Below are 16,762 nucleotides of genomic sequence, written 5' to 3'. Positions count from 1 at the left end.
CCGACGCCCGACGTCCGTTCGAAGGAGAGCGACGATGGCCCGTCCCCGCCCCGCACGACGTGCCCGCGTGCCCGCGGTGCTCGGCGCGGTCGTGCTGGCGCTCACCGCCGCCTGCACGAGCGGCGGGCCACCGGGCACGACCACGCTCGTGCTCGCCGACTCCTTCCCCACCACGCACCCCGTCTCGCGGGAGGGCGCGCGCTTCTTCACGGAGCGGGTGGGCGAGCTGACCGGCGGGCGCGTGCGGTTCGAGTACTTCCCGTCGGAGCAGCTCGGCGCGGCGGAGGACTTCGTGAGCCTGGCCCGTTCCGGCGTCGTCGACGTCGCGATGGTCTCCCCCGGGTACGTGGCGTCGCAGCTGCCGCTGTCCGGGGTCGCCGACCTGCCCGCGATGAGCGACACGTCCTGCCGCGCGTCGCTGGCCGCCGAGTCGCTGCTCGCCGAGGGCGGCGTGCTGCACGAGGCCGACTTCGCACCGGACGGGCTGCGCCCGCTCCTCGTCGGCGTCATCCCCGGGTACGAGGTGATGACCGGGGGCAGCCGGGTGGTCACCGACCCGTCGGACGTCGCCGGTCTGCAGCTGCGCTCGTCGGGCGGCGCGATCGACCGCACGGTGGCGCAGCTCGGGGCGGCACCGGTGGCGATGCCGGTCACCGAGATGTACGAGGCGATCTCGCGCGCGTCGACGGCACCGTGCTGGGCCCGATGAGCGCGCTGCCCTACCGCCTCGACGAGGCCGCGACGCACGCGACGGACGGCGCGCAGCTGGGCAGCTTCACGATCACCTACTCGATCGGTGCGCGGGCGTGGGACGCCCTGCCCGCCGACCTGCAGGCCGCGCTGACGCAGGCCGGCCGGGACACGACGCGGCACCTGTGCCGCGCCATCGACGAGGAGAACGCCGCGTCCCGGGCCGAGCTCGCCGCAGGCGGGCTGGCGTTCCACACCCTCACCGCCGACGAGCAGCGCCGCTGGCGCGACGCCGTGGCGCCGGTGCGCGAGCAGTGGGTGGCCGACATGGAGCGCCTCGGCCTGCCCGGGCGGGCCGTCCTGGACGCGATGCTCGCCGCCCTGCGCGACCAGCCGGAGGCGACCCGATGACGCCGCCGCCCCGGGACGGGTTCGACCGCGTCCTGCGCCGCGTCGAGGACGCGCTGGCCGCGGTCGCCGCGACCGCGCTGCTCGCGCTGGCCGCACTCATGCTGCTCGAGGTCGTGCTGCGCTACGTCCTCGCCGCGCCGATGTCGTGGTCGCTCGCGTTCATCAGCGACTACCTGCTGGTCGGGTTCTTCTTCCTCGGGCTCCCCCACACCGTCCGCGCCGGGGCCCACGTGCGGATCGACGTGCTGTACCAGGCGCTACCGGTCGCGCTGCGGCGCTGGTGCACCGCCGCGGGCACGGCGCTGTCGGCGCTGTTCGTCGCGGCGCTCACCTGGGGTGGCCTCGCGCTCACGGGCGCGGCGTGGGCGGGCGGCGACGTCCCGCCTCCCGGCGGGGCGGAGCTGTCCTGGCCGGTCTGGACCTCGACGGTCATGGTGCCGCTGGGCGGCGTCGTGCTGCTCGCGCGGCTGCTGCACACGCTCGTGGTGCGCCCGACCGAGCCGCCCGAGGACCCCGACCACGACGACGCGCAGGTCGCCGTCGCGGAGGCGCTCTGATGCTCGCCGCCCTCGTCATCCTGCTCCTGCTCGTGCTGCTGCTCGCCCGGGTCCCGGTCGGCTTCGCGATCGGCATCGCCGGGGTCGTGGGCCTGCTGCTGCACGGCGGACCGCAACTGCTGCTCGGCGTCCTGGAGACCAGCCCGCACACCGCGGTGTCGGCCTACTCCCTCACGCCGATCCCGCTGTTCATCCTGATGGCGCAGTTCGTGCTGCGCAGCGGCGTGGCGGGCGAGCTGTTCGACGCCGCCCGGATCTGGGTGGGCCGCGTACCGGCCGGGCTCGGCGTCGCCACGACGGTCTCCGGTGCGGTCTTCGCCGCCATCTCCGGCTCGAGCACGGCGGCCGCCGCCACGCTCGCGTCCACCGCGGTGCCGGAGATGACCCGCCGCGGCTACGACCCACGGCTGGCCGGCGGGCTGGTCGCGGTGGTCGGCACCCTGGCGGCGATGGTGCCGCCCAGCATCATCCTGGTCTTCTACGCCGTGCTGGCCGAGGAGAGCGTCGGACAGGTGCTCGTCGCGGGGTTCCTCCCCGGCGTGCTCGTGACCGTCGCGCTGGTCGTGACGACCCTGCTGCTCGTGCACCGCAGCCCGGAGCTCGCGCCGCGCGGCGAACGGCACCCGGTGGCCGTCAAGATCCGGACGCTGACCGCAGTGGCGCCGGTCGCCGTGCTGTTCGCGCTGGTCACCGGCAGCATCTACCTCAGCATCGCTACGCCGACGGAGGCCGCCGCGCTCGGCGCCGCCGGTGCGCTCGCGATCGGCCTGGTCCGGCGAAGGCTCGGCGCCGCCCAGATCCGCGCCGCGCTGCTGGACACGCTCGGCTCCAGCGTCATGATCCTGCTGATCATCGCCGCCGCGCACGTCTTCGGCTACGTCCTCACGCTGACCCGGGTGACCGAGACCGTGGTGGGCGCCGTGGCCGCGATCCCGGCGCCCGCCACCGTCGTGTTCCTCGGGATCGCCGTGGTCTACCTGGTGCTCGGCGCGTTCCTCGACCAGATGGCGATCCTCGCCCTGACCGTGCCGATCGTGCTGCCGGTGGTCGAGCAGCTGGGCTACGACCCGGTGTGGTTCGGCGTGATGGTGGTCCTGCTCGCCGAGATCGGCCTGGTCAGCCCCCCGCTCGGGCTGAACGTCTTCATCGTCGCCCGCGCCACCCGCCGGCCCACCGACGAGGTGTTCCGCGGGGTCGTCCCGTTCGTCGTGGCGATGCTCGTGGTCGTGCTGCTCTTCACGTTCGTCCCCCAGCTCGTGTTGTGGCTGCCCGGGACGATGGCGGGCTGACGACGCCGGGGCGGGTCGTTGTCGTCCCTCCGGCCGATCGTTAGGTTGTCCAGACCTACGGCAGGAGGTGACCGGGTGCCCGCTCGCCCCCAGGTCCTCGTGGACCGCGCCAGCCCGGTGCCGCTGTACTACCAGGTGGCCCGCCAGCTGGAGCAGGCCATCGAGTCCGGCGCGCTGCCCCCCGGCTCGCGGCTGGACAACGAGATCGCGCTCGCCGAGGAGCTGGGGCTCTCGCGCCCGACGATGCGCCAGGCCATCCAGTACCTGGTCGACAAGGGGCTCCTGGTCCGCAAGCGCGGCGTCGGTACGCACGTCGCGCGGGCTCGCGTCCGCCGGCCCGTCGGCCTCACCAGCCTGTTCGACGACCTGGCGCGCTCGGGCCAGGAGCCGACCACGACCGTCCTCGCGCACCGCGTCGAACCGGCGTCGGGGGTGGTGGCGTCCACGCTCGAGGTCGCCGACGGCACGCCCGTCGTCGCGTTGGAGCGGCTGCGCCGCACCCGCGGCGAGCCGCTGGCCATCCTGCGCAACCACCTGCGCGCCGACATCGCCCCCCTGGACCCCGACGTGCTGGCCCGGCGGGGGCTCTACGAGGTGCTGCGCGAGGCCGGCGTCGCGCCCGCCACGGCGAACCAGAGCATCGGCGCGCGACGGGCCACCGCCGCGGAGGCCGAGCTGCTGGACGAGACCCGCGGCGCCCCGCTGCTCACCATGCGGCGCACCACCTTCGACGAGCGCGGCGTGGTCGTGGAGTTCGGCGACCACCTGTACCGGGCCTCGCGCTACTCGTTCGAGGTCGACCTGACGGGCCGTTGACCGGCTCGCGGGCCGACGCCGCCCCGCGGGGGAGGAGCGCAGGGAGCGAGGAACGAGCGACCGAGCACCGGAGGAGCGGGGCGGCGTCTGGAGGGCCCGCGAGCACGCCGGAGCGCAGGCGGAGGCCATAAGCATGGACAGACGTCCTGACATGCTCCAGGATCACGGACGGTCACTATCCGTCGTCAGCGAGGACGCATCGATGGCACCCAGCAGAACGACCCGCTCGCTCCTGGCGCTCGGCGCGGTCACCGCGGTCGCGCTCGCCGGCTGCGCCGACGGCGGGTCGATGGGCGGCGACACCGCCCCGGCCGATCCGCAGCGCAACGCGGACGCCGAGACGATCACACTCACGATCGCCGGCAACTCCGCCCAGGGCGGCAAGAACGCCCGTGACGCCGACTGGATCGTGAACCACGTGATCCCGCGGTTCACCGAGAAGATGGCCGCGGACGGCGTGCAGGCCACGGTGACCTTCGCGCCCTCGGGCGTCGACGACGAGCAGTACAAGACGCGCCAGTCGCTCGACATGCGCTCGGGCGCCGGCGCCGACATCGTGGCCCTGGACGGCATCTGGGTCGGCGAGTTCGCGCAGGCCGGCTACATCCGCCCGCTCGAGGAGGTGGTCGGCCCGGCCGCTGCCGAGTGGGACGGCTGGGCGCAGATCCCGGACGCGGTCGAGCAGCTCGCCTCGTTCGACGGGCAGCGCTACGGCATCCCGGACGGCTCCGACGGACGCGTGATCTTCTACAACAAGGAGCTCTTCGCCCGGGCCGGGCTGCCGACGGAGTGGCAGCCGACGAGCTGGCAGGAGATCCTCGACGCCGGGCGCGCGCTGGCGCAGCTGCCGGACGTGGACGCGATCCAGCTCAACGCGGGCACCGCGATGGGCGAGGCCACGACGATGCAGGGCGTGCTCCCGCTGCTGGCCGGCGCGGGCGCGCCGCTGCACGGCGAGGACGGCTGGCAGGGCGACACCGCCGCGATCCGCGACGTGCTCGGCTTCTACCAGGCCGTCTACGGCGGCGGGCTGGGTGACCCGCTGCTGCAGCAGGAGGCGCAGGGCCGCGACAAGAGCTTCCAGGAGTTCGCCGCGGGCCGCATCGGCATGCTGTTCGAGAGCGACTACTTCTGGCGCTCGGTCGTCCACCCCGAGGTCGGGATCGCCCCGATGGCGAACCGCGACGAGGTCGTGGGCTACGCCAAGATCCCCGCCCAGGGCCCGGGCGCCGGCGTGAACGGCCAGGACTTCGTCTCGATGTCCGGCGGCAGCATGAACGCGATCAACCCGAACACCCGCTACCCGCAGCAGGCCTGGGAGCTGCTCGCCTTCATGAACTCGGCGGACGCCGTGCGCGCCCGGCTCGGCGACTCCGCACGCATCACCCAGCGCGAGGACGTCAACGCCGAGGCGCTGGGAGGCGACCCGATGCTGAGCTTCGTGGCCGAGCAGGTGCTCCCGCTCACCGGCTACCGGCCCGGCCTCGCCGTATACCCGCAGGTGTCGCAGGCGCTGCAGGAGGCAACAGCCGCCGTCGTGTCCGGCACGCCGCCGGAGCAGGCGGCGCAGGACTACCGGACCGCGCTGGAGGGTGTGCTGGGTGGCGCTGACGACATCACCACCGGCTGAGGCGCGCCGCGGCCCCGTCGCCACGGATGCGGCCGGCCTGGGCAGGGCCCGGGCCACGGCGTTCGTCGTGCCTGCGCTCGCGCTCGTGGCGGTCTTCCTCGTCTACCCCGCGCTCTGGACGCTCTACCTCGGCCTGACGAACTACCGGCTCACCGGGACGGCCGCGGCCCGCCCGGAGGTCGTCGGGCTGGACAACTACACCCGCGCGCTGTCGGACCCGGATTTCCTCGACTCACTCTGGCTCACGCTGCTCTACGTGCTCGGGTCCGCCGTCATCGGGCAGTGCGTGCTCGGCTTCGCGCTGGCCTGGATGCTGCGCAGCGCCCCGCGGGTGGTCCGCACCGTGGTCGAGTCGCTGGTGATGCTGGCCTGGATCCTGCCCGGCTCGGTGGTGGCGTTCCTGTGGATCGCGCTGCTGGACCGCGACACCGGCACGCTCAACGCCCTGCTCGGCACGCCGGGCGTCGGCTGGCTGCTGCAGTACCCGATGCTGTCGATCATCGTGTTCAACACGTGGCGCGGCACCGCGTTCTCGATGCTGCTCTTCGGTGCGGCGCTGAACGCCGTGCCGCCCTCGCAGCTGGAGACCGCGCGGATGGTCGGCGCGTCGGGGTGGCAGCAGCTGCGCGACGTCGTGTTCCCGCACATCCGCGGGCACGTGCTCACCAACCTGCTGCTGATCAGCCTCTGGACGTTCAACGACTTCGCCCCGTACCTGATCACGGCGGGCGGGCCGGACGGCCGCTCGGAGATCCTGCCGGTGTTCGTCTACCAGGTGGCGATCTTCGACGGCCAGCTCGGCTTCGGCAGCGCGATCTCGCTGCTGATGCTGCTGATCAACCTGGTGATCGCCGTGGTCTACCTGCGGCTGCTGCGGGAGCGCCGGCCGTGACGGGGCGGCAGTGGGTCGGGAGGATCGGCTTCTACGTGGTGATCGCCCTGATCACGGCGTTCATGGCGGTGCCGGTGCTGTGGCTGCTGTCGGCACCGTTCGACACCGCCCCGACGCTGACGACGTCGCTGCCGGACTGGACGTGGCAGAACTTCACCGGCCTGCTCGAGAACCCCTACGCGCTCACCTCGCTGGGCAACTCGATCCTGCTGTCGGTGGGCAGCATGGTGCTGGTCACCGTGCTCGGGGCGCTCGCGGCGTACGCGCTGTCGCGGGTGTCGATCCCGGGCCGGGACGCGCTGCTCTACGTCCTGCTGCTGCTGTCCTCGATCGTCACGGGCACCGCGGCCATGGTGCCGATCTTCCTGCTGATGTTCGAGCTGAACCTGATCGACTCGCAGCTCGGCGTGGTGCTCGTGCTCTCCGGCGGCCTGCTCCCGGCCGCGATCTTCATCCTCAAGGACTTCATGGACGCCACCCCGCGCTCCTACGAGGAGTCCGCGCGGGTGTTCGGGGCCGGGCCGCTGCAGATCCTGCGCGACGTCGTGCTGCCCACGGTGCGCCCCGGGATCGCGACGATCGCGGTGTGGGCGATCGTGAACGTCTGGGGCAACTTCCTCACCCCGTTCATCCTGCTGCGCAGCCCGGAGAAGGCGCCCGCGGCGGTCGTGCTCTACACCTTCTACACCGAGGGCGGGCAGGCGAACCTGGGCCTGATCTCGGCGTTCTCGCTGCTCTACTCGATCCCGGTCGTCGCCATGTACGTTTTCGTCAACCGGCGCTACGGGTTCCGCTTCCACGGAGGGATCAAGCGCTGATGGCCGACATCCAGCTGGAGTCGCTGGTCAAGACCTACCCCGGGGGCGTGCACGCCGTCGACCGCCTCGACCTGACCATCCGCGACGGCGAGTTCTTCGCCCTGCTCGGCCCGTCCGGCTGCGGCAAGACCACCCTGCTGCGCACCATCGCCGGACTGGAGACGGCGACGTCGGGGAGCGTCCGGATCGGCGGGCGCGACGTCACCGGGCTCGCGCCGGGCGCGCGCGACGTCGCGATGGTGTTCCAGGACTACGCCCTGTTCCCCCACATGTCCGTGCAGGACAACATCGCCTACCCGCTGCGGATCAAGAAGGTCGGCCGGACCGAGCGGCAGGACCGGGCCGCGCGCACGGCCGAGGGGCTCAGCCTCGGACACCTGCTCGAGCGGCGGCCCGGGCAGCTGTCGGGCGGCCAGCAGCAGCGCGCGGCGCTCGCCCGCGCGGTGGTGGCGCACCCGCAGGCCTTCCTGTTCGACGAGCCGCTGTCCAACCTGGACGCGCGGCTGCGGCTGGAGGCGCGCACCTTCCTCAAGCGCCTGCAGCGCGACCTGGGCGTCACCACCGTGTTCGTCACCCACGACCAGGCCGAGGCGCTCGCGATGAGCGACCGCATGGCGGTGATGGACGCCGGGCGGATCCGCCAGATCGGCACACCCCAGGAGGTGTTCCAGCGCCCCGCCAGCACGTTCGTCGCGGGCTTCATCGGCTCCACGCCGATGAACCTGCTCCCCGGCGTCGTCGAGCGGGACGTGGTGCGGGTCGCCGGCACCGCGGCGCCGCTGCCGGATTCGGCCCGCGGGCACGTGCGGGACGGGGAGCAGGTGGTCTACGCCGCGCGCCCGGAGTACATGACCTTCTCCCCCGCCGGGACGACCGGCGGGCTGGCCGGCACCGTGGTGATCGTCGAGAACATGGGCGTCGGGTCGCTGGTGTCGCTCGACGTGGGCGAGCACACCGTGCAGGTCACGGTGCCCGAGGGCGAGGAGCCCGCGCCCGGCACCCGCGGCTGGGCGGTGGCCGCGCCGCAGCGCGTGCTGCTCTACCGCGCCGACGACGGCGAGCTCGTGGGCAGCGAGCGCCCCGCGCCCGCCGACCCCGCACTCGCCCGGTCCGGGTCCTGAGCCGTGGCGCCGCTCGCCGCCCACCGCGGCCGTTGGACCCTCGAGGACCGGGCCGAGGACTTCTACCGGCTGCTGCCGGTCGAGGTGCCACCCGGCACCGACGCGATCACCGTGGCGCTGGACCACGACCGCAGCTCCGCGGTGCTCGACCTGGGCTGCTTCGGCCCGTCCGGCTTCCGCGGCTGGTCCGGTGGGGCACGCGAGCACTTCACGATCGGCGCGGAGTTCGCCACCCCCGGCTACCTGCCCGGCCCGGTGGAGCCGGGCGTCTGGCACGTCTGCCTGGGGCTGCACCGCGTGCCGCGCGACGGGGCGCCCTTCGAGGTGCGGGTGGAGGCCGTGCCGGCGCCGGATCCCCCGTCGCTCGCTCCCCCACCGGTGCCGGAGCGCCGCCCGCGCCGTCAGCTGCCCGCCGAACCCGGGCAGGCCTGGCTCGCGGGCGACCTGCACAGCCACAGCGTGCACTCCGACGGCGCGCTGACCGTCGACGAGCTCGCCGCGCTCGCCGCCGCGGGCGGGCTGGACTTCCTCGCGGTCACCGACCACAACACCGTCAGCCACCACCGCGAGCTGCCCGGCGCGGGCCGGCGCGCCGGGGTGCTGCTGGTGCCCGGCCAGGAGGTCACCCGCGACACCGGCCACGCGAACGCGTTCGGCGACATCGGCTGGATCGACTTCCGCCGCCCCGCCGACCACTGGCTCGCCGAGACCGAGGAGCGCGGGGGGCTGCTCTCGATCAACCACCCGCTCGCGGCCGACTGCGCCTGGCGGCTGCCCATGCGCCGCCGCCCGCGGTTCGCCGAGCTGTGGCACTGGACGTGGCTGGACCGCCGCTGGGGCGGCCCGCTCGCCTGGTGGCTCGCCTGGGACCCGACCGTGCTCCCGCTGGGCGGCAGCGACTACCACACCCCCGTGCACGGGCGCCCGCTCGGCGCCCCCACCACGTGGGTGCAGGTCCCCGCCGGCACCGACGCCCCCGACGGCGTGCTGGCCGCGCTCACCGCGGGCCGGATCGCGATCAGCGCCGGCCGCGACGCGCCGGTGCTGCTGCGCGTCGGGGACGAGCTGGTGGTCGTCGACGGCGGCGGCACCTACCTCGTCGACCCCGACGGCCGCCGTCGCGTGGTCCTCGGAGCCCACCAGGCCTTCCCCGCCCGGCCCGGCCCGCACCGCCTCGAGGCGGCCGACAACACCGTGGTGGCCCTGGTCGCCTGAGGCGCGGGGCGTCGACCGGACCGGGGCCCCACCCCCGTCCCGGGCGACGGGTGCCGACACGCTCCGCATCGACCTCACCCGTTCTCGCACCTCGAGTGACACCTTCAGGTGGCATGTGGGCGACGGCGGCGACGGACCGGGCCCGACGCGCCAAGCTGTGCGCATGCGACGCAAGCCCGTGGTGGCAACAGTGCTGGTCAGCGCGGTCGTGGGCACGGTGCTGGCGGTCCTCGCGCCGTCAGCGGCGGCCGACTCCGGCTCGGAATCCAACAGCGCTCCCGGCAACCGCGGCTGGTCCAGCAGCCACGGCGGCGAGGGCTCGGACGACTTCGGCGACGACTGATCGCCCTCCCTCACCCACCCGCACCGTGGAGCCGCAGGGCTCCGCGGTGCGCCGGAGGGGCTCCGACTCGGGGCCGCAGGCCTCGTGCAGACCGCCGCCGCTTCCCTCCCCCTCGGTGCGGCGGCGGTCCGCGTTCCGACGCGGCTCAGTGCGGGCGCTCGGCCATCCGGCGGTACACCTCGGCGGCGGCGCGCGAGACCCCGTCGGGCACGTCGACGGCCGCCAGCGCGGCCGCGGCCTCGTCCATCTCCCCGGCCCACCGCCACGCCTTCGCGCCGGCACGCGCGTGCAGCGCGTCGAGGTGGGCGTCCAGGTCCACGCCGTCACCGGTCAGCTGCTCACGCAGCGCGTCCTGCACGCCGTAGGCGTCGGCGGCCGCCGCGAGCACCGCCCAGACCGCCGGCAGGGCCTTGGTCTGCACGGCGTAGCACGCCTTCAGGGCACTGGCCGCGCCGAGCTCGGTCCCGAGCACCCGCGCCGTGAACGGGGTGCCGGCGAAGAGGTCGGCGACGGCCGGGGCGGCCGCCCCCGAGAGCCACAGCACCGTGCGGCCCGGCTCCCAGGCGGGAGGGCCGATGACGGCGCCGTCCACCACCCGTTCGGCGCCCAGCAGCGCGCCGATCTCCCGCACCGTCGCCGGGGCGACCGCGTTGGCGTCGACGTACAGGGGCGGATCGGGGCGGTCCGCCACGGCGACCGCGACCTCCTGCGCGACGGCCGCGGCCGCGTGCGGCGGGCAGATCGAGACGATCACGTGCGCGCGGCGGGCCAGCTCCGCGACGTCGGGTACGGCGACGAGGTCGGCGAGCTCGGCGCGCTTGGCCGTGGCGTGGCTGCGACCGGCGTCGGCCCAGACCACCGCACCCGCCCTGGCCTTGAGCGCCGAGCCGAGGGCGGCGCCCATCGCCCCCGGGTGCAGGATGCCGACCACCGGCCGGGGCGGGAAGGGTGTGTCCACCCGTGCATCATCGCCGGTGGCTCACCCGCCCGCGATCAGCCCCTCCACCTGGGCCCGCACCGCCAGCAGGACCGGTGCCACCCCCGGCACCACGAACGCGACCAGCAGGAACACCGCGAGCGTGAGCGCGGGGGCCACCAGCCAGGCCTCGACCTTCCCGCCGGTGCGGAACCGCAGCGGTCGCGGGCTGCCCACCGGGTACCAGTGCCGCTGGCGGATCCGCACCGGCCACAGCAGCGGGGCCCCGGACTCGGTGACGGCGTCGCCGACGGAGTGCACCACCATCCCGAGCGTGACGGCGGTGCCGAGCCAACCGGCGGTGGCCGCCGTGCCGCCCGGCACGAAGTGCTCCACCGCGTAGGTGAGCCCGGCGGCGATCACCAGCGACGGCGGGCCGGGCACCAGCGCGTCGAGGCCCTTGATCGCCAGGGCGAGGCACACGAACAGCGTGCCGACCAGCACCGGGGTGCCGAACCGCGCGGACGCGAGGTTCAGGGCCAGGCCGAGCAGCACCGCCCCGACGACAGTGTGGGTGAGCCCGCGGTGCGAGCCGCGCCCGGTGTCGCGACGCCCGCGGGTGAGGTCGTACACCAGCCGCGACAGCGGCCGCACCGCGTGGCTGGCCAGCCAGGACGCGGCGGCGAACCGCCGGGTGACGGTGGAGGACGGGTGGTCCAGGTCGGGCAGCAGCGCCGCACCCGCGCAGACCGCCGCGAACGTGAGCACACCCCCCGCGCTCTCCCCGTTCTCCTCGAACCCCGGGACGAGCCCGACCACGGCGAGCCCGAGGGCCGCCCCCGACAGCGCGTGACTGACCCCGAGCACCCGGCGACGTTAACCCGGAAGGGCGACAAGATCGTCCATCCCACGCCGTGCCCGACCCGCGTCACACACCGACTTCGGCGCTCCCACACCGACTGCAGTCGGTGTGCCGGGGCAGGAGTCGGTGTCTCAGCGGTCAGGTGAGGCGGTCCAGGAGTTGTTGCGCGGCGAGGGTGGGGGTCAGCTCGCCGTCGCGGACGGCGCGCTCGACGTCGGGGAGCGCCTCGCGGACTCTCGCGTCGGACTGCAGGCGGTCGAGCAGGCGGTCGCGGACCACCGCCCACATCCACTGCACCTGCTGCGCGGCGCGACGCGGCTCGAGCTCCCCGGCCGCCTCCAGCGCGGCGCGGTGGTCCTGCACCGCCGTCCAGACCTCGTCCATCCCGGTGCCGGTCTGCGCGCTGCAGGTCAGGACCGGGGGCGTCCACGCCGCGCTGGCGGGGGTGAGCAGCCGCAGGGCGCCACGCAGCTCGCGGGCCGCGGCGCGGGCGTCGGCCTCGTGCGGGCCGTCGGCCTTGTTCACCGCGACGACGTCGGCCAGCTCGAGGATGCCCTTCTTGATCCCCTGCAGGGAGTCGCCGGTGCGGGCGATCGTGAGCAGCAGGAACGTGTCGACCATCGCCGCGACCGCCACCTCGGACTGCCCGACGCCGACCGTCTCCACCAGCACCACGTCGTGGCCGGCGGCCTCCATCAGCACGATCGTCTCGCGGGTGGCGCGGGCGACACCGCCGAGCGTGCCGGCACTCGGCGAGGGCCGCACGAACGCGTTCGCGTCGTTCGCCAGGGCCGCCATCCGGGTCTTGTCGCCGAGGATCGAGCCCTTCGTCCGCGTGGAGGAGGGGTCGACGGCGAGCACGGCGACGCGGTGGCCCGCCCCGGTGAGCCGGGTGCCCAGCGCCTCGATGAACGTCGACTTCCCGACACCGGGCACGCCGCTGATCCCGACGCGACGCGCGCCACCTGAGGACGGCAGCAGCTCCATCAGCAGCTGCTGCGCGGCCTCGCGGTGGTCGGGCCGGTGGGACTCGACGAGCGTGATCGACCGCGCCAGTACCGTCCGCGACCCGTCGAGCACGCCCTTGGCCAGGGCCGCGACGTCCACCTCACGCGCCACGGATCACCCGTGCAGCCGCGCGGTGAGCGTGTCGAGCAGGTCGACCGCGGCCTCGGCGATCACGGTGCCGGGCCCGAACACCGCGGCCGCGCCCGCCTCCTTCAGCGCCGGGTGGTCGGCGGGCGGGATGACGCCGCCGACGACGACGACGATGTCGTCACGGTCCAGCGCCGCGAGCTCGGCGCGCAGCTCCGGCACCAACGTCAGGTGCCCCGCCGCGAGCGAGCTGACGCCCACGACGTGCACGTCGGCCTCGACGGCCTGCCGCGCCACCTCGCCGGGCGTGGAGAACAGCGGGCCGACGTCGACGTCGAAGCCGAGGTCGGCGAACGCGGTGGCGATCACCTTCTGGCCGCGGTCGTGCCCGTCCTGGCCCATCTTCGCCACCAGGATGCGCGGCTGGCGCCCCTCCTGCGCGGCGAAGGCGTCCACCAGCTCGCGGGCCCGTTCGATCGCGGGGTTCTGCCCGGCCTCGTGCGCGTACACACCGGAGATGATGCGGATCTGACCGGAGTGGCGCGAGAACACCTTCTCCAGCGCGTCGGAGATCTCGCCGACGGTGGCCTTCGCCCGCGCCGCCGCCACCGAGAGCCCGAGCAGGTTCTGCGCCTCCGTGCGGGGCGAGCCCTCGGCGATCAGGGCGGCCGCCGACGTCAGCGCCGCGCACGCGGCGTCGACCTCGCGGTCGTCGCGCTCCTCGCGCAGCCTGCGCAGCTTCTCCAGCTGCTCGCGGCGCACCCCGGCGTTGTCGACCTTGAGGACCTCGAGGTCCTCGTCGGAGTCGACCACGTACTTGTTGACCCCGATGACCGGCTGGCGCCCGGCGTCGATGCGCGCCTGCGTGCGCGCGGCCGCCTCCTCGACGCGCAGCTTCGGGATGCCGGCGTCGATGGCCTGCGCCATCCCGCCGGCCCGCTCGACCTCCTCGATGTGCGCCCACGCGCGGCGGGCCAGGTCGTAGGTCAGCCGCTCGACGTAGTGGCTGCCGCCCCACGGGTCGATCACATGCGTGGTGCCGGACTCCTGCTGCAGCAGCAGCTGCGTGTTGCGGGCGATTCGCGCCGAGAAGTCCGTGGGCAGCGCCAGCGCCTCGTCGAGGGCGTTGGTGTGCAGGCTCTGCGTGTGGCCCTGGGTGGCGGCCATGGCCTCGACGCAGGTGCGGACCACGTTGTTGTAGACGTCCTGCGCGGTCAGCGACCACCCCGAGGTCTGGCAGTGCGTGCGCAACGACAGCGACTTCTCGTTCTCCGGGGAGAACTGCTTCACCAGCTTCGCCCACAGCAGCCGCGCCGCCCGCAGCTTCGCGACCTCCATGAAGAAGTTCATGCCGACGCCGAAGAAGAACGACAGCCGCGGCGCGAACCGGTCCACGTCCAGGCCCGCGTCGATGCCCGCCCGCAGGTACTCCACGCCGTCCGCGAGGGTGTAGGCCAGCTCCAGGTCGGCCGTGGCCCCGGCCTCCTGGATGTGGTAGCCGGAGATGGAGATCGAGTTGAACTTCGGCATCTCCCGCGAGGTGAACGAGAAGATGTCGGAGATGATCTGCATCGAGGGCTGCGGCGGGTAGATGTAGGTGTTGCGGACCATGAACTCCTTGAGGATGTCGTTCTGGATGGTCCCGGTGAGCCGCTCGTGCGGCACGCCCTGCTCCTCGGCCGCCACGACGTAGAGCGCGAGGACGGGCAGCACGGCGCCGTTCATCGTCATCGACACCGACATGTCCCCGAGCGGGATGCCGTCGAACAGCTGGCGCATGTCGTAGATCGAGTCGATCGCCACGCCTGCCATGCCGACGTCGCCGCCGACGCGCGGGTGGTCGGAGTCGTACCCGCGGTGGGTGGCCAGGTCGAAGGCGATCGACAGGCCCTTCTGGCCCGCGGCCAGGTTGCGCCGGTAGAAGGCGTTGGACTCGGCCGCGGTGGAGAAGCCCGCGTACTGGCGCACCGTCCAGGGCTGCGTGGTGTACATCGTCGGGTACGGGCCGCGCACGTACGGCGCGATGCCCGGATAGGTGTCCAGGAAGTCCAGGCCCGCGACGTCGGCGGCGGTGTAGAGCGGCTTCACCCCGATCCCCTCGGGGGACTCCCAGGTCGGCACGTCGCCTGCCCACTCCCCCGCCGGGGTCGCGGCGCCGTCGAGGGGTACCTGCGTGAAGTCGGGGATCATGAGCCGCCCTCCAGCGTCGTGTACACCGACCCGATCACGGCGAGCGCGTCGCAGCCCGCCGCGAGGTGCCCGTCCACGCCTGCCACCTCGGCCGACCCGGCCAGCAGGACCTGGCGCGCGCCCGCCTCCCGCAACGCCGTCACCGCCTCGGCGGCGCGTTCGGCGTAGAGCGCGTCGGTCGAGCACAGGACCGCGACCGGGGTGCCCGCCTCGGTGAAGGCCGTGGCCACCTCCTGCGCGGTCTGCGTGGGTCCGGCCTCCGGGGTCTCGATGCCGCCCGCGGCCATGAGGTTGCGCGCGAAGCCCGCGCGCGCGGTGTACGCCGACAGCGGGCCCAGGGTCGCGAGGAACGCCCGCGGCCGCGCGCCGGTCTCGGCGAGCACCGCGTCCGAGCGGTCCCGGTACGCCTCGTACGGCTCCGCGGGCCGGAAGCGCGGCAGCCCGCCGGCAGGCGGTTCCGGCAGCGGACGGCGCGCGAGCGCGGGCTCGGCCAGGTCGGCGAACTCGCTCACCCCGGTGATCGACGCGCTGCGCCGCGCGGCCGCGCGCTCCCGACCCTCCCGGACCGCGGCGACCCGTTCGGCCACCAGCCCGGAGTCCAGCGCCGCGAGGACGCCGCCCGCGGCCTCGATCTCCTGGAAGAACGCCCAGGCCGCGGCCGCGAGCTCCGCGGTGAGCGACTCGACGAACCAGGACCCGCCCGCCGGGTCGATCACCCGGGCCAGGTGCGACTCCTGCACCAGCAGCGACTGCGTGTTGCGCGCGATCCGCCGGGAGAAGGGTTCGGACGCGCCGAGCGCGGCGTCGAACGGGGCCACGGTGACCGCGTCGGCACCGCCGACCCCGGCCCCGAAGCCGGCGACGGTGCCGCGCAGCAGGTTCCCGTGGGCGTCGCGGCGGGTGAGCATGGACGGCGCGGACACGGCGTGCTGGAACTGGGGCAACGCCGTTCCGCAGGCCTCGGTGACGCGCGACCACAGCCGCCGTGCCGCGCGCAGCTTCGCGATCGTGGGGAACTGCTCCGCCGTGGCCGCGTAGCGGAACTCCAGCTGTCCCGCCGCGGTCGCGAGGTCCAGCCCGGCGCCGGTCAGCGCCCGCAGGTAGGCGACGCCGGCGGCGAGGGAGAACCCCAGCTCCTGCGCGTCCGACGAGCCCGCGCCGTGCACCGGCAACGCGTCCACGACGACCGTGCGGACCAGGGGGAACCCCTCCGCGACGCGCCGGGCGAGCGGCACGACCGCGTCGACGTCCGGGCCGGCACCGGTGCGGGCGCGCCGCCCCACCGGGTCCAGCCCGAGGGTGGCGCGCAGGTCGGCGGGCGCCACGCCGCCGGGAGCCTGCGCGAGCAGCGCCTCCGCCGCGGCGAGCTCGGTGTCGGCGGAGTCGGCGGACGCGTCGAGCACCACGGGGGCCATGTCCAGGTGCACGCCCTCGAGCACGGCGGGCAGGTCGGCCACCGCCGTGGCGCCCGTGCCGACACCCAGCCAGATCGAGGTGACGCCGTTCTCCAGGTCGGCGAGCACGGCCGCGCGGGCGGCGGCCGGGTCCGGCTCGGCGTGGCGCTGCCGCACGTCCCAGCCGTCGGGCGCCGGACCGCCTGACCGGCCGCCGCGCACGAACGGCGCCGCGCCCGGCACCCCGGCCGACGCCGGGTCGGGGGCGTCGGCTGCGGTGTAGAGCGGGCGCACGCGGAAGCCGTCCGGCGTGGTCCGCTCCAGCCGCTCGACGCCCGCCCCGGCCGGTGCGTCGGACGGGAGGCGCCCGGCCTTGCGCACGACCTGGTCGACGAGCGCCGACCATTGCGCCCGCTGCGCCGGCGGGAACTCCGCGGCGAGCGCCAGCTCTTCCGGCTCGGACGGCGCGCCCGCGTCGAGCGCGTCGCTGTCGACCTGGGACGTGTTCATGCGGTGCCACTCC

16 protein-coding genes are annotated in these 16,762 nt (G+C 74.5%); 11 read left to right on the top strand and 5 right to left on the bottom strand.

Going from position 1 to position 16,762, the window contains the following annotated elements; all coding sequences use genetic code 11:
- The first annotated feature begins 34 nt into the window (after window positions 1-34).
- From FB558_RS45380 to FB558_RS38670, 11 genes are all read left to right on the top strand, one after another.
- Window positions 35-709, top strand: coding sequence for a type 2 periplasmic-binding domain-containing protein (locus FB558_RS45380; RefSeq protein WP_142063145.1), 675 nt, complete (start codon window positions 35-37; stop codon window positions 707-709).
- On the top strand, window positions 706-1,101 hold the full coding sequence (locus FB558_RS45375; protein ID WP_142063141.1) for a type 2 periplasmic-binding domain-containing protein: 396 nt from the start codon (window positions 706-708) through the stop codon (window positions 1,099-1,101). The genes FB558_RS45380 and FB558_RS45375 overlap by 4 nt, the downstream gene beginning before the upstream one ends.
- Window positions 1,098-1,658: a TRAP transporter small permease gene (locus FB558_RS38710; RefSeq protein ID WP_142063138.1), complete on the top strand. Its 561-nt coding sequence runs from the start codon at window positions 1,098-1,100 to the stop codon at window positions 1,656-1,658. Before FB558_RS45375 ends, FB558_RS38710 begins: the two co-directional genes overlap by 4 nt.
- Window positions 1,658-2,947 (top strand): TRAP transporter large permease, encoded by a 1,290-nt coding sequence (locus tag FB558_RS38705; protein ID WP_142063135.1) that lies wholly within the window; start codon window positions 1,658-1,660, stop codon window positions 2,945-2,947. The genes FB558_RS38710 and FB558_RS38705 overlap by 1 nt, the downstream gene beginning before the upstream one ends.
- A gap of 75 nt (window positions 2,948-3,022) precedes the next feature.
- Window positions 3,023-3,763, top strand: coding sequence for a GntR family transcriptional regulator (locus FB558_RS38700; RefSeq protein WP_142063132.1), 741 nt, complete (start codon window positions 3,023-3,025; stop codon window positions 3,761-3,763).
- Between the two features lie 202 nt (window positions 3,764-3,965).
- Window positions 3,966-5,393 (top strand): extracellular solute-binding protein, encoded by a 1,428-nt coding sequence (locus FB558_RS38695; RefSeq protein WP_142063129.1) that lies wholly within the window; start codon window positions 3,966-3,968, stop codon window positions 5,391-5,393.
- A complete protein-coding gene (locus FB558_RS38690) occupies window positions 5,365-6,285 on the top strand; it encodes a carbohydrate ABC transporter permease (protein ID WP_211367143.1) in 921 nt (306 codons plus the stop codon). Before FB558_RS38695 ends, FB558_RS38690 begins: the two co-directional genes overlap by 29 nt.
- Window positions 6,282-7,103: a carbohydrate ABC transporter permease gene (locus FB558_RS38685; protein WP_211367142.1), complete on the top strand. Its 822-nt coding sequence runs from the start codon at window positions 6,282-6,284 to the stop codon at window positions 7,101-7,103. The genes FB558_RS38690 and FB558_RS38685 overlap by 4 nt, the downstream gene beginning before the upstream one ends.
- On the top strand, window positions 7,103-8,224 hold the full coding sequence (locus FB558_RS38680; RefSeq protein ID WP_142063123.1) for an ABC transporter ATP-binding protein: 1,122 nt from the start codon (window positions 7,103-7,105) through the stop codon (window positions 8,222-8,224). Before FB558_RS38685 ends, FB558_RS38680 begins: the two co-directional genes overlap by 1 nt.
- A 3-nt stretch (window positions 8,225-8,227) precedes the next feature.
- Window positions 8,228-9,439 (top strand): CehA/McbA family metallohydrolase, encoded by a 1,212-nt coding sequence (locus tag FB558_RS38675; protein WP_142063120.1) that lies wholly within the window; start codon window positions 8,228-8,230, stop codon window positions 9,437-9,439.
- A gap of 163 nt (window positions 9,440-9,602) precedes the next feature.
- Entirely contained in the window at window positions 9,603-9,782 is a 180-nt protein-coding gene (locus tag FB558_RS38670) for a hypothetical protein (RefSeq protein ID WP_142063118.1), read from the top strand.
- A 145-nt stretch (window positions 9,783-9,927) separates the two neighbouring features.
- On the opposite strand, the gene FB558_RS38665 is transcribed toward FB558_RS38670, so the two are convergent.
- The 5 genes from FB558_RS38665 to FB558_RS38645 form a co-directional block, all read right to left on the bottom strand.
- Window positions 9,928-10,740 (bottom strand): DUF1932 domain-containing protein, encoded by an 813-nt coding sequence (locus FB558_RS38665; protein WP_246107074.1) that lies wholly within the window; start codon window positions 10,738-10,740, stop codon window positions 9,928-9,930.
- 21 nt (window positions 10,741-10,761) lie between these two features.
- Window positions 10,762-11,565 (bottom strand): metal-dependent hydrolase, encoded by an 804-nt coding sequence (locus tag FB558_RS38660; protein WP_142063115.1) that lies wholly within the window; start codon window positions 11,563-11,565, stop codon window positions 10,762-10,764.
- 133 nt (window positions 11,566-11,698) lie between these two features.
- Entirely contained in the window at window positions 11,699-12,679 is a 981-nt protein-coding gene (gene meaB / locus FB558_RS38655; RefSeq protein ID WP_142063112.1) for a methylmalonyl Co-A mutase-associated GTPase MeaB, read from the bottom strand.
- A gap of 3 nt (window positions 12,680-12,682) precedes the next feature.
- Window positions 12,683-14,845, bottom strand: coding sequence for a methylmalonyl-CoA mutase (scpA, locus tag FB558_RS38650; RefSeq protein WP_142063109.1), 2,163 nt, complete (start codon window positions 14,843-14,845; stop codon window positions 12,683-12,685).
- The gene (locus FB558_RS38645) at window positions 14,842-16,749 is read right to left on the bottom strand and encodes a methylmalonyl-CoA mutase family protein (RefSeq protein WP_142063106.1); all 1,908 of its coding nucleotides are present in this window, start codon (window positions 16,747-16,749) and stop codon (window positions 14,842-14,844) included. The genes scpA and FB558_RS38645 overlap by 4 nt, the downstream gene beginning before the upstream one ends.
- Window positions 16,750-16,762: the final 13 nt, after the last annotated feature.

It is taken from the genome of Pseudonocardia kunmingensis (assembly GCF_006716445.1).
GTDB lineage: Bacteria > Actinomycetota > Actinomycetes > Mycobacteriales > Pseudonocardiaceae > Pseudonocardia > Pseudonocardia kunmingensis.
The sequence above is the reverse complement of the archived record's forward strand: the minus strand, read 5'-3'. Positions and strand labels throughout refer to the sequence as shown.

Bases quoted from the DNA above. Each gene is read 5' to 3' on its own strand.
- FB558_RS38710 (WP_142063138.1), top strand. From the start codon at position 1,098: ATGACGCCGCCGCCCCGGGACGGGTTCGACCGCGTCCTGCGCCGCGTC.
- FB558_RS38705 (WP_142063135.1), top strand. From the start codon at position 1,658: ATGCTCGCCGCCCTCGTCATCCTGCTCCTGCTCGTGCTGCTGCTCGCC.
- FB558_RS38695 (WP_142063129.1), top strand. From the start codon at position 3,966: ATGGCACCCAGCAGAACGACCCGCTCGCTCCTGGCGCTCGGCGCGGTC.
- FB558_RS38645 (WP_142063106.1), bottom strand. From the start codon at position 16,749: ATGAACACGTCCCAGGTCGACAGCGACGCGCTCGACGCGGGCGCGCCG.
- FB558_RS38680 (WP_142063123.1), top strand. From the start codon at position 7,103: ATGGCCGACATCCAGCTGGAGTCGCTGGTCAAGACCTACCCCGGGGGC.
- FB558_RS45375 (WP_142063141.1), top strand. From the start codon at position 706: ATGAGCGCGCTGCCCTACCGCCTCGACGAGGCCGCGACGCACGCGACG.
- FB558_RS45380 (WP_142063145.1), top strand. From the start codon at position 35: ATGGCCCGTCCCCGCCCCGCACGACGTGCCCGCGTGCCCGCGGTGCTC.
- FB558_RS38670 (WP_142063118.1), top strand. From the start codon at position 9,603: ATGCGACGCAAGCCCGTGGTGGCAACAGTGCTGGTCAGCGCGGTCGTG.
- scpA (WP_142063109.1), bottom strand. From the start codon at position 14,845: ATGATCCCCGACTTCACGCAGGTACCCCTCGACGGCGCCGCGACCCCG.